This window comes from Testudinibacter sp. P80/BLE/0925, assembly GCF_053570785.1.
Window position 1 is genome coordinate 1899980 of record NZ_CM131636.1, and the last position, 15549, is coordinate 1915528.

Here is a 15549-nt window from a genome sequence, read left to right on the forward strand (position 1 = left end):
CCGCTTGGATTAAACCGTTGCGGATAAACAATTATCGACAATAACCCTAAATTGAGTTTCTATTTATACTGATTTTCAGCGCAGATAACAATCCTAAAAAGCAAAAATCAGCTTAATTTCCCAATCGCCCATTCCAGCCCGGAACGGTAATCTTCCGGCAAGAGATTTTCCAATCGGCGCAGGTTGTCAACCAACACGTTTTTATCCGGGTGCGAGAGGTTAAGATGTCCCACTTTGCGCCCCGACAGCACTTTTTTGCCGTACCAATGCAGTTGGCTGAACGGCAGACTGAGCCATTGCGGATTGTGTTCCGTGCCGATGAGGTTCACCATCACGCTCGGCATAACAATTTCCAAGTGCGGTGTCGGCAGGTTGAGCAGCGCGCGCAAGTGCAATTCAAATTGGCTGATCGAACAACCCAGTTGCGTCCAATGTCCGCTGTTGTGCACCCTTGGCGCAAGTTCGTTAATCAGTAATTTATCGCCGACCACAAAACATTCCATCGCCATCACGCCGATATAATCCAACTTATGCATGATTGCGCCGAGCATGGCTTCGGCTTTCGTTTGCAAAGTGCGGTCAACGCCCAATTGCACGCTGTAACGCAGAATGCCGTTTTGTTGCAAATTGTGGGTGACAGGATAGAAGCGGGTCGAACCGTCGGCAAAGCGTGCGCCGACCAGTGATACCTCATAATCGAACGGAATAAACGCTTCGGCGATCACTTCACCGAATAGTTCGTTTGTAATCACCTCTTGATTATTGCTAGTGACAATCCATTGTCCGCGCCCGTCATAGCCACCGCTGCGGCGTTTCACCACCACTTTTTCGCCGACTTGTGAAAAAATCCGCGTCCATTGTTCAGCCGAGTTTAACGGCTGCCATGGCGAAGTCGGTAAATTGAGTTGGTCTAACAGTGATTTTTGCGAATGGCGATCCGCCAGCAGCGCAAAAACGGTTTGATTAATAAAATTGGGGTGGGTGGCAAGGGCAGTGGTGAGTGGCGTGGTTTCCCAACGCTCGATCTCTGCGGTAATCACCGCGTTATCTTCAATTTCAAACAGGGGGGCAGCAAAGTCTAATGGCTGCACTCCAATATCCAATGGGGCGCCGGCATAACGCAACATGCGTCCCAATTGTCCGTTGCCTAACACATAAACCGGTGGATAAATGGCACTTTTTTGCATGACGCTTTCCTTATAGCAAACGCGGATCCGGATTATCTAACACGGTTTGGGTTTGTTGCGCACGGAATTGCCGTAAACGTTCGGCAAGTGCGCTATCGTGGTTGGCTAAAATCTGTGCGGCTAATAGCCCCGCATTGGCTGCACCCGCCGCACCAATTGCCAACGTGCCGACCGGAATCCCTTTTGGCATTTGCACAATCGAATAGAGACTGTCTATACCGCTTAAAACCGCACTTTTCACCGGCACGCCCAACACCGGCACAAGGGTTTTGGCTGCAATCATGCCCGGCAGATGTGCCGCGCCGCCTGCGCCGGCGATAATCACTTGATAACCGTTGCTTTGCGCCGTTTCGGCAAAGCTGAACAGCTTATCCGGCGTGCGGTGGGCGGAGACAATTTCCACATGGTAAGGCACTTGCAGTTGATCCAATACATTGGCGGCTTCGATCATCGTAGACCAGTCACTTTGAGAACCCATGACAATCGCGATTTTTGCAGACATAAATCAGATATTTCCTTGTGTGAGGTGAATAAAGTCAAAAGTGCGGTTAGGATAGCATGATTTTATAAGAAATTGAGTGTTGTCGGTATGGTTAGGCGCAATATTTTATCTTTTTTAGTCGGAATATCGTGATTCGATTGCAAGTTAGTGGAGAAAATTCTATGCTTATTGGTCGAATAAACTGAAAAAAATAGAGAGCACATCGAATGCTGACGAAAGCAAAATACCGCAAAGATTATAAAAAACCGGATTATACCATCACCGATATTTATCTTGATTTTCAATTAGATCCGCAAGATACCCTAGTGACGGCTAAAACCGCCGTTCAGCGTTTAAACCCGAAGGCAACGGAATTGCGCCTCGACGGACACAGTTTCCAGTTTGTGTCGTTACAACTTAACGGCAACGATTTTCCGCACTATCAACAAGATAGCGAATCGCTATTGCTTGATCTCAGTTCATTAGAGGCTGACCATTTTGAGCTCACGATTCAAACCCGTTTAAAACCGGCGGAAAATACCTCGCTGCAAGGGTTATATCAATCGGGTGACGGTTTTTGCACCCAATGCGAGGCGGAAGGTTTCCGTCAAATCACCTATATGCTGGATCGTCCTGACGTGCTGGCACGCTATACCACCAAAATCACCGCCGATAAAACCCGATATCCTTATCTGTTATCCAACGGCAACCGCATTAACGGCGGCGATTTGGATAACGGCAAACATTGGGTCGAATGGCAAGATCCGTTCCCGAAACCGAGTTACCTGTTTGCGCTGGTGGCAGGGGATTTTGACTTGTTGCAGGACAATTTTGTCACTAAGAGCGGTCGTAACGTGGCGCTGGAATTGTATGTCGATAAAGGCAATTTAGATCGTGCCGATTGGGCAATGCAAAGCTTGAAAAAGTCGATGAAATGGGACGAAGAGCGGTTCGATCTGGAATATGATTTGGATATTTACATGATCGTCGCCGTTGATTTCTTCAATATGGGGGCGATGGAAAACAAGGGCTTGAACGTATTCAACTCTAAATTTGTGCTCGCCAACCCGGCGACGGCAACCGATGAAGATTATCATAATGTCGAAGCGGTGATCGCCCACGAATATTTCCATAACTGGACCGGCAACCGCGTGACGTGTCGCGATTGGTTTCAGTTGAGCCTGAAAGAGGGCTTGACGGTGTTCCGCGATCAGGAATTTTCTTCCGATACCGGTTCAAGAGCGGTGCAGCGGATTAATAATGTGAAAATTTTGCGTACGGTGCAATTCGCGGAAGATGCCGGTCCGATGGCACATCCGATCCGCCCGGAAAAAGTGATCGAAATGAATAATTTCTACACCGTCACCGTATATGAAAAAGGCGCGGAAGTGATCCGCATGCTGCACACCTTATTAGGCGAAGTGCGGTTTCAGCAGGGCATGAAGCTATATATTGCCGAAAACGACGGCAAGGCAGCGACTTGCGAAGATTTCGTCTCGGCAATGGAGCGTGCCTCCGGTGTCGATTTAACCCTGTTCCGCCGTTGGTACAGCCAATCCGGCACACCGCAGCTCAGCGTCAGTGACGAATATGACGAACGCAAGCATATTTACCGTTTGAATGTGTCGCAAAGCACCGCGCCGACTCATGATCAACTGGATAAAATCAATTTGCATATTCCGTTGAAAATCGCATTGTATGATGGAAAAGGGCATAAACTGGCATTACAAGATGAAAACGGCCCGGTTAGCGATGTGTTGGATATTTTACAAAATCATCAAGTGTTTGAGTTCCATCACGTTTATGCGCGCCCGACGCCGGCATTATTGTGTGATTTTTCCGCGCCGGTCAAACTGGATTACGATTACAGCGATACGCAATTGTTAGGCTTATTGAATCATGCGGAAAATGCGTTTATCCGTTGGGATGCGGCGCAAATGTTGTTGGCGGCCGAATTACGCCAAAACTTGCAACGCCGACAAAACGGCGAAGCGTTACAGATTAGCCCGCAATTGCTAGCGGCATTCCAAGGGATTTTGGAAAATTATCAGCAGGATATCGAATTGACCGCACTTATCCTGACACTGCCGAAAGAAACCGAATTTGCCGAGCAGTTTAAAGTGATCGATCCGAGCGGCATTCATAGCGTGCGTCGCTTCCTGCAACAGCAAATTGCGGAATATTTAAAACCGCACTTGCTAAAATTGTATCATCAGATTGATTTGCCGGAATATCGGGTGCTGCGCGAAGACGTGGCACTGCGCAGTTTGCGTAATTGTTGTTTAAGTTATTTGGCAGTCACCGAATTTGGTAATGCACTGGTTAATGCCCACTACACACACGCGAATAATATGACGGATACGCTGGCGGCATTGGCGGCGGCAACGTCTGCGGCATTGCCTTGTCGTGATAATCTGTTGGCGGATTTCGAACAGAAATGGGCGCATGACGGCTTGGTGATGGATAAATGGTTCGCACTGCAAGCCACCCGTCCGGACGAAGATGTCTTACAAAATGTTATCGCATTAATGGATCACCCGAGTTTTAATTTCAATAACCCGAACCGCTTGCGTGCATTGGTCGGCAGTTTTGCCAATCAAAACCCGAATGCGTTCCACGCAATTGACGGCTCCGGCTATCGTTTCTTGGTGGATGTATTAACCAAAGTTAACAGTAGCAATCCGCAGATTGCCTCACGCTTGATCGAACCGCTGATCCGTTTGGGACGTTATGACGCCCAGCGTCAAACCCTGATGAAGCGCGGTTTGGAACGTTTGGCGAAAATCGAAAACTTATCCAAAGACCTGTTTGAGAAGATTGAAAAGGCGTTGGATTCGCATTAAAAATGTCAGCGCGTATGGCATGCGCTGATAAGATGTCGTCAACGGGCATATGCAATATGCCCCTACACAAAAGGTTAGGATATGTATTCTTTTATTCGCAAAGGGCTGTTTTCACTGGACGCAGAGCTGGCGCATAATGTTACCGTGAAAACCTTGGCCATTCTCGGTAAAACGCCGGCGAAATATCTGCTGCAAACCGCACTTCGCTGCCCGCAAGGCACGCCGAAAACCTGCATGGGAATCGAATTTAAAAATCCGATCGGTTTGGCGGCGGGGGCGGATAAAAACGGCGAGGCGATTGACGGTTTCGGTGCGCTGGGGTTTGGTTTTATCGAAGTCGGCACGGTGACGCCGTTGGCGCAAGACGGCAATCCGAAACCGCGCCAGTTCCGCTTGCTCGAAGCCGAGGGGATTATCAACCGCAACGGTTTTAACAACCATGGTGTCGATCATCTGGTCGAAAATGTGAAAAAAGCGCGTTATGACGGTGTGATCGGGATTAATATCGGCAAAAATACCAGCACCTCGGTCGAAAACGGCAAAGGCGATTATATTTATTGTCTGAACAAAGTGTATAACCATGCCGGTTATATTACGATCAATATTTCCTCCCCAAATTCGCCGGGTTTGCGCCAATTGCAATATGGTGACGCGCTGGACGATTTGTTGCAGGCGGTGAAAGCAAGACAAACGGAATTAGCGGATTATTACAACAAATACGTGCCGATTGCGGTGAAAATTGCGCCGGATCAAAGCGAAGCCGAGCTGGTGCAAATTGCCGATACCTTGCGCAGGCATAAAATAGACGGTGTCATCGCCACCAACACCACGATTTCCCGTGACAGCGTCAGCGGCATTGCCAATGCTGAGCAGCAGGGCGGATTAAGCGGCAAACCGTTGCAAAAACTCAGTACCCGAATCATTAATCGTTTACATCAAGAATTGAAAGGCGAGATTCCGATTATCGGCAGCGGCGGGATTGATTCCGTTGCCAGCGCACAGGAAAAAATCGCTGCCGGTGCCGAGCTGTTGCAACTCTATTCCGGTTTGATTTACCACGGACCGCACTTGATCAAAACCTTGGTGGAAGGCGTTCGGTAAGATACGTTATTTAAAAATAAAACGGATTTCTTATAATCAGAAACCCGTTTTTTTATTTGTAAACGACTAGACTTTCTTCGCCAACATCGTCACGAATTTCAATTTGATCCGATTGCCGTCGGCGTCGGTTTTATGCAATTCGCCCGCTTGTTCGTTATATTTAAGCAATTGCCAACCTTGGTAATAATTTTTCAGTTCATTTTCGGCAAAGGTGAAAGAAAACGGCATTAGGCAAGGCATATCATCGGTGGACATCGCCGCCACGATTAAATTATAACCGCCGATATTGGTATGTTGCTGCATATTAGCGATAATTGCCGGGATGTGATCGCGCTCTAGGAACATCATCACCACGGTAGAAAGGATAAAGTCGTAATTGTCTTGAATTGCCGCTTGGTTAATGTCGTAAAGTGCGGTTTTGACGTTGCTTAATTTTTCTTTCTCGATCACCGAATCTAAAAATGCAATGCTGGTTTCATTCTGATCCCAAGCGTCAACCTCAAAGCCCTGCACGCCGAGAAATACAGAATTGCGTCCTTGACCGCAGCCGAGATCCAAGGTTTTGCAAGGCTGAACAAATTGCATGGCATTAATTACTTCGGAATGGGTTGCTGTCATATTGTATTTTTTGGCAACATAATCTTGCGGCAAGCAATAAAATTCCAAATAACATTGCAAATCATCGGACAGGGGCGAAACACGGTGCCATTGTTGTGGTTCGACAAACGGCGGTTGGTTTGCCGTATCAAAAATATAACGATTTAATATTTTACCGGATTCGTCCAATTCAAAATACTCAAGGGAACCGGAAAGAATAGTGACTTTTGCCCAAGTGCCGACTTTGGTGTTGTGCATTTCGCGGAACATTTGCGGCAGGGTATCTTTGCTCCAAATCGGCATTTTTTTGTAACAAATTAATTGTGAGTGCATAGCGTATCCTTAAAGATATATTTAAAATATTTATTTTTTGTGGATTTTAAAGAAAATTTATTGGCGAGGCAATTATTTCCGACAGATTTAGTCAAGTTTACTTAAATTTGTCGAGTTACTGGCTTATCTTATGTTAAAATCAACACTAATTTAACATATCAGCGCAAGGGAAGGAGTCACGATGACCGCAACCACAGAAACGACCAATATTGATATTCAGGCCCAGACTGCGGCTTTGATCAACGGTGTGCAGCAGCTTGATCTCAATAGTTTATTAAATCAATGGATCATTCCTTACGGCACAAAAATCTTATTGGCAATTGTGATTTATCTGATCGGTAAATTATTGGCGAGATTATTCAGTGGTTTATTGGGCAAAGTCGTACTCAGATCGAGCAAAGATGAAATGTTACAGGGTTTTGTCAGCTCAATTAGTTACTTCCTTTTTCTCTTAATTGTGATTATTGCCGCACTATCCCAATTAGGGATTAACACCAGTTCGTTGGTGGCATTGATCGGGGCGGCGGGTTTAGCCGTCGGTTTGGCACTGCAAAATTCGTTACAAAATTTTGCCGCCGGGGTGATGATTTTAATCTTCAAACCATTTAAAAAAGGCGATTTTATTGAAGCCGGCGGCGTCAGCGGAGCGGTAACGCAAATCGGGTTGTTGGTGGTCGAGTTGCGCACCGGAGACAATAAAACCGTATTGGTACCGAATGGGAAAGTCTTCGGTGACAGTATTACCAACTATTCCGCCAATGAAACCCGCCGCGTCGACTTTATTTTCGACATTGCTTACAGCAGTGACATTGGCAAAGCCAAACGGATTATTGCCGATTGTCTGGCGCAGGAATCGCGTATTTTAAGCAATCCACAAGCGACAATTGCCGTGGGCTCTTTGGCTGCCAGCAGTGTGCAACTGTTTGTGCGCCCTTGGGCGAAAACGGCGGATTACTGGGGCGTTTATTATGCCATTACCGAGAATGTTAAATTGGCATTTGATCGGGAGGGGATTGAGATTCCGTTTAACCAATTGGATGTGCATTTTCCCGAGAACAGCGCGGCGAGTTTGGGAAAACAATAGACGGAAAGTAAAAGTGCGGTTTTTATACCGTAATGCCGATCAGTTAAGCAACTTGACCGATCCAAATGATCATTTAATAATCCAATCATGATTTCGTGATTGGATTATTTCTTATGACATTGCAACAAGACCTTTATCAAACCATACTCAGTTCAAAAGTCTATCAACTTGAAAAACTCAATCAATTTCTAGATCCCGTATTATTGGAACAAGCCTTCAATATTTCCGGCGTCGCCACAGTAAGAAAACGGCGTTTGCCACTCACTGCCGTGCTATGGGCGGTTATCGGTATGAGTTTATATCGTAAACAATCTTTGAACGATATCATCAATCGATTAGATTTAGCCTTGCCGGGCAAACAGCTCATCACTGCACCGAGCGCAATCGTTCAGGCTAGACAACGCTTAGGAGCAGAAAGTGTAAAACGCGTTTTTGAATTAACAGCCGAACACTATTTTGCCGAAAACCAACCGCACTTACCACACTGGCGAAATCTCAATTTGTTTGCGGTGGATGGTGTCGTTTGGCGGACAGAAGATACGCAGGAAAACCAACAGGCTTTTGGACGTTCAGGACATACCAACGGTTTATCCGATTACCCTCAAATTAAAGCCGTTTGCCATATGGAATTGACCAGTCACTTGATTGTTAATGCGCATTTCGCGCCTTACCGTACAAGCGAAATGACCTTAGCCGAGCCGCTCATTACCACAACCCCGTCGAATAGCTTAACCTTATTCGATAAAGGATTTTATTCATTACGATTACTTTATCATTGGCAGAATCACAACGAAAATAAACATTGGTTGATTCCGGTAAGAAAAGGACTGAGATATGAGGTTTTGACCGTTCACAGCGAAACGGATAAGCGTATCAAACTCAAGACGACACAGCCATCAAGAAAGCGGGATAGTGATTTACCGACCTATATAGAAGCCCGATTAATTGAAAAACACGAAAAGGGGAAATCCTTCCAAATATTGACCTCATTACTGGAACCGGAATTATACCCTGCAGAGGAAGTTATCGGACTTTATCGCCATCGTTGGGGGATTGAACCGGGTTACCGGGAAGTGAAACAATATTTACTAAATAGTGCCTACACGTTACGCAGTAAAAAGTCGGAAATGGTTAAACAAGAATTATGGGGTGTGTTGCTGGCTTATAATTTAATTCGGCGAGCAATGTGTGAAGCGACGAAATTACAACAGGGACTCAGCCCGGTTCAGCTGAGTTTTAGCAGTTGTTCAGCTGCGGTGATTGCATTTTTTACCACGATGCCTCTCAGTAGCCCAAGCAAATTACCCCAATTATATCAACTTTTACTCAACCAACTTGCTACCTATAAATTGCCGAAACGGCGCAACAGGAAACCTTATCCAAGATGGGTTAGAGAAAAAACAAAAAAATATTGCACAAAAAAACGCCAGCCTTAACTGACTGGCATTACGGTTTAGACCGCACTTTGCATGGTTAAGCGTTGAATGGTGTCGTTTATTTTTTGAGTTGGCGGGCTTTACTTTGTTCCGCCATTTTTTTGCTGATTTCGCGCCGTTGTTTGGAGTTTTCCGCATTGCGAATCACATAATCGTCAATCCGATCTTCGTAATCGTCGCGCATACTGGCGATGATGGTGCGAATATCCGCCACGCTCATTTCATCATTAATATATTGATTCAGATTGTCCAACAATAAAACCCGTTTTTGGTTGTCACGAATTTTACGCTCGATATCAACCATATCGCGTTTTAATTTGTTTTTTTGACGAGCCATGCTGACATACTCCAATACGTCTTGAAAACATTGTTTGTTTACCGCTTCCATTTTCACTCTCACTTATTTGATTATTGATAACATCCTTAATTTATCCTTTTTAGTCAGGATCGTCAAAGGCTTCGATTAAGAAAAATCGTCGCAAATGCGACAAAGCGATTGATAAGAGCGGAAGGGAATGATAAAACTAAGTTTATTTATTTCATTTCTCGAGTTAAGGTCAACAACATGTCTCAAGTATTTAATTTCAGTGCCGGTCCGGCAATGATGCCGCCTGCGGTTTTAGCACAAGCACAACAGGAGTTGTTAAACTGGGAAGGGCTGCAAACCTCGGTGATGGAAGTGAGCCACCGCGGTAAACATTTTATGGCATTGGCAGCGCGCTCGATCCAACAGCTCCGTGAATTAATGGCGATTCCGGATAATTACCAAGTGCTGTTTGCCCAAGGCGGCGCGCGCGGGCAATTTGCGGCAATTCCCATGAATTTATTAAGCCAAAACGGCAAAGCCCTGTATCTGAACAGTGGCTATTGGTCGGGCGCGGCAGCGAAAGAAGCCCGTTTGTTCGGTGAAATCGACGAAATCACGATTAGCGCCGAACAAGACGGCGTCGTCGGTGTGGCGCAACTGGATTTCAGTGATGTTGCGGCACAATACGATTATGTGCATTACTGCCCGAATGAAACCATCAGCGGCGTGGAGATTTTTGATGTGCCGAATGTCGGTGAGGCGGTGTTGGTGGCGGATATGTCGTCCAATATTCTTTCCCGTCCGATTGATGTCAGTAAATTCGGCGTGATTTATGCCGGTGCGCAAAAAAATATGGGGCCTTCAGGCATTGTGATTTTAATCGTGCGTGATGATTTGATTGGTAAAGCGCGCGCGAATACACCGTCAATTTGGAATTACCAAATTCTGCGCGACAACGACTCAATGTTCAACACCCCGCCGACATTCGCGTGGTATCTCTGCTCGTTGGTGTTCCAATGGCTGTCGGATAACGGCGGTTTAAACGCAATGGAAGGTCGCAACCGTGCCAAAGCGGAAAAACTGTATGCCTATCTCGATCAAAGTGATTTTTACCGTAATACTGTCGCCGTTGCCAACCGCTCTTTGATGAACGTGACCTTTACCGCCGACAACGACGAATTGAACGCCAAATTCGTTGCCGAAGCCACCAAGTGCGGTTTACAAGCGTTAAAAGGACACCGTATCGTCGGCGGCATGCGCGCCTCGATTTACAACGCTATGCCGATTGAAGGCGTGGAAGCGCTAATCGCCTTTATGCAGCGTTTTGCGCAAGAGAATAAAAACGCATAAAAACAGAGGACACTATGAAATTTATCGACATCGCCAATCCGGGCGTGCGCGAGCTGTCGCCGTATCAGGCAGGCAAACCGATTGAAGAACTGGAACGCGAATTGGGCATTGCCAATATCGTCAAATTGGCGTCGAATGAAAATCCGTTCGGCTTTCCGCAAAGCGCGAAACAGGCGATCCAACAGCAATTAGACGATTTAACCCGTTATCCTGACGCCAACGGCTTTGAACTGAAACGGGCGATTGCGCAAAAATTCGGCGTGCAAGCGGAACAAATCACTTTAGGCAACGGCTCGAACGACTTGTTGGAAATCACTGCCCACACCTTTTTAAATGCCAACGATGAAGTGATTTTTTCGCAATACACTTTTATTGTCTATCCGTTGGTTTCGCAAGCAATCAACGCCAAAGCGGTGATTGTGCCGGCGAAAGAGTACGGACATGATTTAGACGGTTTTTTAGCGGCAATCAGTGAAAAAACCAAAGTCATTTATATCGCCAACCCGAATAATCCGACCGGCACATTTTTAACCGCGGCGCAAATCGAAGCATTTTTAGCCAAGGTTCCGGCGCATATTCTGGTGATTTTAGATGAGGCTTATACCGAATTTACCTCCGCCGATGAGCGTGTGCCGTCATTTAACCTATTGCAAAAATACCCGAATTTAGTGGTGTGCCGCACTTTATCCAAAGCCTACGGCTTGGCGGGCTTACGTATTGGTTATATGGTGTCGTCGCCGGAGGTTGCCGATTTGTGCAACCGTGTGCGCCAGCCGTTTAACTGCAACAGCTTGGCATTAAGCGCGGCGGTGGCGGTGGTGAATGATGATGTTTTCATCGAAAAAGTGGCGGAAAACAACCGTCGAGGTTTAAAACAGTTGGAAACCTTTTTCCAACAAAAAGGCTTGGCGTATGTGCCGTCAAAAGGCAATTTTATCACCTTGGATCTCAAACAACCTGCCGCCCCGATTTATCAAAAATTACTGGAAAACGGCGTGATCGTGCGCCCGATTGCCGGTTACGGCTTGCCGAATCACCTGCGTATCAGCATTGGTTTGCCTGAGGAAAACCAACGCTTTATTGACGCCTTGAGTCTGATTTTAGGGTTGTAATATCTATAACGTATTGATAAATATTGCAGGGGCGGATTCTATATCCGCCCGAACCGCACTTTGCGTTTATGCTTTATTTATTGAATGCTTATATCGTTCTTCGTACACGGGCGGATATAGAATCCGCCCGTGCTTTGACTAAATAGCTTTAATGAGTAATCTATGCAACAACCAACTTCCATTACTTTGAACCCGATCACCCGTGTCGAAGGCACAATTAATCTGCCCGGTTCAAAAAGCCTGTCGAACCGTGCCTTATTGTTAGCGGCATTGGCAAAGGGCACAACCAATGTCACTAATTTGCTCGATAGCGACGATGTGCACCATATGTTGAATGCGTTAAAGCAGCTTGGCGTTGAGTATCAGCTGTCGCAAGATAAAACCGAATGTAAAGTGACAGGGTTGGGCGGCGCGTTCCGCTGGCAGTCGGGTTTATCGCTGTATTTAGGCAATGCCGGCACGGCAATGCGTCCGTTGGCGGCGGCGTTGTGTTTGCACAACCCGCAAGCGGACGCGAGCGAAATCGTATTGACCGGTGAACCGCGCATGAAAGAACGCCCGATTAAGCATTTGGTCGACGCATTGCGCCAAGCCGGAGCGGAAATCGATTATCTGGAAAACGACGGCTATCCGCCGCTGGCGATTCGCAATAGCGGCTTAAACGGCGGCAAAGTGCGGATCGACGGCTCGGTCTCCAGCCAGTTCCTGACCGCACTTTTAATGGCTGCGCCGTTGGCTGAAGCCGATACCGAAATTGAAATTATCGGCGAGTTGGTGTCAAAACCCTATATCGCCATCACCTTAAAGATGATGGCGGCTTTCGGCGTGCGGGTGCAAAATCAGGATTACCGCACTTTCCTTGTCAAGGGGCAACAACAATACCACGCGGTTGGCGAATATTTAGTGGAGGGCGACGCGTCGTCCGCCTCTTATTTCTTAGCCGCCGCTGCGATTAAAGGCAAAGTGCGGGTAACCGGAATCGGTAAAAACAGTATCCAAGGGGATCGCTTGTTTGCCGAGGTATTGGAAAAAATGGGGGCGAAAGTCACTTGGGGCGACAGCTTTATCGAAGCGGAACAGGGCGAATTGCACGGTGTTGATATGGATATGAACCATATTCCCGACGCGGCAATGACCATTGCCACCACCGCACTTTTCGCCCAAGGCGAAACGGTGATCCGCAATATTTACAACTGGCGGGTGAAAGAAACCGACCGTTTAAGCGCGATGGCGACCGAATTGCGTAAAGTGGGGGCAACGGTGGAGGAGGGGGAAGATTATATCCGTATTCAGCCGCTGTCACTCAGCCAATTCCAACACGCCGAGATTGAAACCTACAACGATCACCGTATGGCAATGTGTTTTGCACTGATTGCGCTGTCGGATACGTCGGTGACGATTCTTGATCCGAATTGCACGGCAAAAACCTTCCCGACCTTTTTTGATCAATTTTTAGCAATCGCAAAATAACCGTTTAGACCGCACTTTCATTGCATAAAGTGCGGTCTAATTGATTTTTTATGCAATAAAATGAATTTTTATTTTAATCCTAGACTTTAAATGTGATTTAGCGCATAATATTCAACCGCAAAATACGCATTAATCTCATCTCAACGATTATCTTTATAGGAACTCTTATGTCTGCGACAATTCTTGAAAATCTTCCGTTAGGTCAAAAAGTCGGTATCGCATTTTCCGGCGGCTTGGACACCAGCGCCGCGCTGTTATGGATGCGCCAAAAAGGGGCTGTGCCATACGCTTACACCGCCAACTTAGGGCAACCTGACGAAGACGATTACAACGCGATTCCGCGCAAAGCCAAAGAATACGGTGCAGAAGACGCGCGCCTGATTGACTGTCGCACACAACTGGCGCACGAAGGGATTGCCGCAATCCAATGCGGGGCGTTCCATATCTCAACCGGCGGCGTAACCTATTTCAACACCACGCCATTGGGGCGTGCAGTGACCGGCACCATGCTGGTGGCGGCAATGAAAGAAGATGACGTGAATATCTGGGGCGACGGCAGCACTTTTAAAGGCAATGACATTGAGCGTTTCTATCGTTACGGCTTGCTGACCAACCCGAATCTGAAAATCTACAAGCCGTGGTTAGACCAACAGTTTATTGATGAATTGGGCGGTCGTCATGAAATGTCCGAATTCTTGATCGCCAACGGCTTCAACTACAAAATGTCGGTGGAAAAAGCCTATTCCACCGATTCCAATATGCTCGGCGCAACCCATGAAGCCAAAGATTTGGAATTCTTAAACACCGGTATCCGTATCGTCAAACCGATTATGGGTGTGGCGTTTTGGGACGAAAATGTGGCGGTGAAAGCCGAAGAAGTGAGCGTGCGCTTTGAAGAAGGCGTGCCGGTTGCTCTGAACGGTAAAGAATTTAACGATCCGGTCGAGTTGTTCTTGGAAGCGAACCGTATCGGCGGGCGTCATGGTTTAGGCATGAGCGATCAAATCGAAAACCGTATCATCGAAGCGAAAAGCCGCGGTATCTATGAAGCGCCGGGAATGGCGTTGTTACACATCGCCTACGAACGTTTGGTCAGCGGCATTCACAATGAAGATACGATTGAACAATACCGTATCAACGGGTTGCGTTTAGGACGGTTGTTGTACCAAGGTCGCTGGTTCGATCCGCAAGCGTTAATGCTGCGCGAAACCGCACAACGTTGGGTGGCACGGGCGGTGACCGGTGAAGTGAGGTTAGAACTACGCCGTGGTAACGATTATTCGATCTTAGATACGGTTTCGCCGAATCTGACCTATGAAGCGGAGCGTTTGAGCATGGAAAAAGTGGAAAACGCGCCATTCAGCCCGGCGGATCGTATCGGTCAATTAACCATGCGTAACCTCGACATCGTCGATACCCGCGCCAAGCTGGGCATTTACACTCAAAGCGGCTTATTAATCGCCGGCAAAGATTCCGTATTGCCACAGTTAGGTAAAAAAGACTAATCCATCGTTCTGATGTTGCAAATCAACCGCACTTTGCCAGTCAATAAGGCTGTAAAGTGCGGTTTTTTGTTACCTCGAAAGCTGCTGAATATCGTTTTGCAAGCGTTTAACCACCCATTCGTTTAAACTCAAATTTTCGGCATTGGCAAAGGCGGCGATCTCGGCGTGTAACCTCGGATCAAGGCGTAAATTGAAGCGACCGGAATAACGTTTATAAGGTTCAATGCCTTTTTCTTTACACACGGCTAAAAATTCCGCCAGTGAAATCTCCGCCTCTCTACGCAAGGTTTCAACATCGGCGGCATAAAAATCCGCACCACCGTTTAATCCGTGAAATTCCCCACGAAATAAACCAATTTCATCATCGTAGGTGATGGTGGCTTTATGTCCGTTAATGATCATCATATTAATCATAATGTTACTCCATTTTCTTCTAACCATTTTCTAACGCTGGCAACTGCGCCTTTATCGGTATCAGGTTTAGGGTGTGGGCGATGGAATACTTTTACCTGTCCGAATAATATAACGGCAACACGCGATCCCTCACGTTCTTCAATTTCCGCACCTAAATCCAAAAAAAGCGATTCGATATCTTTCCATCGAATATTGCCACTGACCGGACGTTTGAAAATCAGCTGCAGGGTCAATTTTGATTTATTTTTCACAGTCTCCTCCAAACAGAATGATAGTACCATATTTTAGTACCATTAAAAGGGATTTTATTTAAAGGATATAAAACCCAC

Annotated in this window: 14 protein-coding genes; 8 read left to right on the forward strand and 6 right to left on the reverse strand. The window is 46.7% G+C overall.

Features of this window, described 5'->3' with window-relative positions; translation table 11 throughout:
• Positions 1–107: 107 nt before the first annotated feature.
• Positions 108–1187, reverse strand: a complete 1080-nt coding sequence (gene purK / locus ACWA5Z_RS09185; RefSeq protein ID WP_431051667.1) for a 5-(carboxyamino)imidazole ribonucleotide synthase — start codon at positions 1185–1187, stop codon at positions 108–110.
• Positions 1188–1197: 10 nt separating this feature from the next.
• Positions 1198–1689 (reverse strand): 5-(carboxyamino)imidazole ribonucleotide mutase, encoded by a 492-nt coding sequence (purE, locus tag ACWA5Z_RS09190; protein WP_431051669.1) that lies wholly within the window; start codon positions 1687–1689, stop codon positions 1198–1200.
• A gap of 206 nt (positions 1690–1895) precedes the next feature.
• Here purE and pepN point away from each other — a divergent pair, with 206 nt between their 5' ends.
• Positions 1896–4511 carry an aminopeptidase N gene (gene pepN / locus ACWA5Z_RS09195; protein WP_431051671.1) on the forward strand — a complete coding sequence of 872 codons (2616 nt, stop codon included), beginning with the start codon at positions 1896–1898 and terminating at the stop codon, positions 4509–4511.
• 81 nt (positions 4512–4592) lie between these two features.
• Positions 4593–5612: a quinone-dependent dihydroorotate dehydrogenase gene (gene pyrD / locus ACWA5Z_RS09200; protein ID WP_431051673.1), complete on the forward strand. Its 1020-nt coding sequence runs from the start codon at positions 4593–4595 to the stop codon at positions 5610–5612.
• Positions 5613–5678: 66 nt separating this feature from the next.
• On the opposite strand, the gene tehB is transcribed toward pyrD, so the two are convergent.
• Positions 5679–6542 carry an SAM-dependent methyltransferase TehB gene (gene tehB, locus ACWA5Z_RS09205; RefSeq protein WP_431051674.1) on the reverse strand — a complete coding sequence of 288 codons (864 nt, stop codon included), beginning with the start codon at positions 6540–6542 and terminating at the stop codon, positions 5679–5681.
• A 181-nt stretch (positions 6543–6723) separates the two neighbouring features.
• Between tehB and ACWA5Z_RS09210 the strand changes: the two genes are divergently transcribed.
• Together ACWA5Z_RS09210 and ACWA5Z_RS09215 are read left to right on the forward strand one after the other, a co-directional pair.
• Positions 6724–7626 (forward strand): mechanosensitive ion channel family protein, encoded by a 903-nt coding sequence (locus ACWA5Z_RS09210; protein WP_431051676.1) that lies wholly within the window; start codon positions 6724–6726, stop codon positions 7624–7626.
• A gap of 113 nt (positions 7627–7739) precedes the next feature.
• Positions 7740–9062, forward strand: a complete 1323-nt coding sequence (locus tag ACWA5Z_RS09215) for an IS4 family transposase (protein WP_431051678.1) — start codon at positions 7740–7742, stop codon at positions 9060–9062.
• Between the two features lie 58 nt (positions 9063–9120).
• Here ACWA5Z_RS09215 and ACWA5Z_RS09220 read toward each other — a convergent pair whose 3' ends face one another.
• Positions 9121–9450, reverse strand: coding sequence for a DUF496 family protein (locus ACWA5Z_RS09220; protein ID WP_431051680.1), 330 nt, complete (start codon positions 9448–9450; stop codon positions 9121–9123).
• Between the two features lie 177 nt (positions 9451–9627).
• On the opposite strand from ACWA5Z_RS09220, the gene serC reads away from it, so the two are divergent.
• The 4 genes from serC to argG all read left to right on the forward strand — a co-directional run bounded on the left by serC (position 9628) and on the right by argG (position 14806).
• Positions 9628–10719 (forward strand): 3-phosphoserine/phosphohydroxythreonine transaminase, encoded by a 1092-nt coding sequence (gene serC, locus ACWA5Z_RS09225; RefSeq protein WP_431051682.1) that lies wholly within the window; start codon positions 9628–9630, stop codon positions 10717–10719.
• 14 nt (positions 10720–10733) lie between these two features.
• On the forward strand, positions 10734–11831 hold the full coding sequence (gene hisC, locus ACWA5Z_RS09230) for a histidinol-phosphate transaminase (RefSeq protein ID WP_431051684.1): 1098 nt from the start codon (positions 10734–10736) through the stop codon (positions 11829–11831).
• 162 nt (positions 11832–11993) lie between these two features.
• Positions 11994–13301, forward strand: coding sequence for a 3-phosphoshikimate 1-carboxyvinyltransferase (gene aroA, locus ACWA5Z_RS09235; protein ID WP_431051686.1), 1308 nt, complete (start codon positions 11994–11996; stop codon positions 13299–13301).
• A 167-nt stretch (positions 13302–13468) separates the two neighbouring features.
• Positions 13469–14806: an argininosuccinate synthase gene (argG, locus tag ACWA5Z_RS09240; protein WP_431051688.1), complete on the forward strand. Its 1338-nt coding sequence runs from the start codon at positions 13469–13471 to the stop codon at positions 14804–14806.
• Positions 14807–14875: 69 nt separating this feature from the next.
• On the opposite strand, the gene ACWA5Z_RS09245 is transcribed toward argG, so the two are convergent.
• Complete coding sequence (locus ACWA5Z_RS09245; protein ID WP_431051690.1) at positions 14876–15220, reverse strand: type II toxin-antitoxin system HicB family antitoxin; 345 nt, start codon at positions 15218–15220, stop codon at positions 14876–14878.
• Positions 15217–15471: a type II toxin-antitoxin system HicA family toxin gene (locus tag ACWA5Z_RS09250; RefSeq protein WP_431051691.1), complete on the reverse strand. Its 255-nt coding sequence runs from the start codon at positions 15469–15471 to the stop codon at positions 15217–15219. Before ACWA5Z_RS09250 ends, ACWA5Z_RS09245 begins: the two co-directional genes overlap by 4 nt.
• Positions 15472–15549: the final 78 nt, after the last annotated feature.

Bases quoted from the DNA above. Each gene is read 5' to 3' on its own strand.
- purK (WP_431051667.1), bottom strand. From the start codon at position 1,187: ATGCAAAAAAGTGCCATTTATCCACCGGTTTATGTGTTAGGCAACGGA.
- purE (WP_431051669.1), bottom strand. From the start codon at position 1,689: ATGTCTGCAAAAATCGCGATTGTCATGGGTTCTCAAAGTGACTGGTCT.
- pepN (WP_431051671.1), top strand. From the start codon at position 1,896: ATGCTGACGAAAGCAAAATACCGCAAAGATTATAAAAAACCGGATTAT.
- pyrD (WP_431051673.1), top strand. From the start codon at position 4,593: ATGTATTCTTTTATTCGCAAAGGGCTGTTTTCACTGGACGCAGAGCTG.
- tehB (WP_431051674.1), bottom strand. From the start codon at position 6,542: ATGCACTCACAATTAATTTGTTACAAAAAAATGCCGATTTGGAGCAAA.
- ACWA5Z_RS09210 (WP_431051676.1), top strand. From the start codon at position 6,724: ATGACCGCAACCACAGAAACGACCAATATTGATATTCAGGCCCAGACT.
- ACWA5Z_RS09215 (WP_431051678.1), top strand. From the start codon at position 7,740: ATGACATTGCAACAAGACCTTTATCAAACCATACTCAGTTCAAAAGTC.
- ACWA5Z_RS09220 (WP_431051680.1), bottom strand. From the start codon at position 9,450: ATGGAAGCGGTAAACAAACAATGTTTTCAAGACGTATTGGAGTATGTC.
- serC (WP_431051682.1), top strand. From the start codon at position 9,628: ATGTCTCAAGTATTTAATTTCAGTGCCGGTCCGGCAATGATGCCGCCT.
- hisC (WP_431051684.1), top strand. From the start codon at position 10,734: ATGAAATTTATCGACATCGCCAATCCGGGCGTGCGCGAGCTGTCGCCG.
- aroA (WP_431051686.1), top strand. From the start codon at position 11,994: ATGCAACAACCAACTTCCATTACTTTGAACCCGATCACCCGTGTCGAA.
- argG (WP_431051688.1), top strand. From the start codon at position 13,469: ATGTCTGCGACAATTCTTGAAAATCTTCCGTTAGGTCAAAAAGTCGGT.
- ACWA5Z_RS09245 (WP_431051690.1), bottom strand. From the start codon at position 15,220: ATGATTAATATGATGATCATTAACGGACATAAAGCCACCATCACCTAC.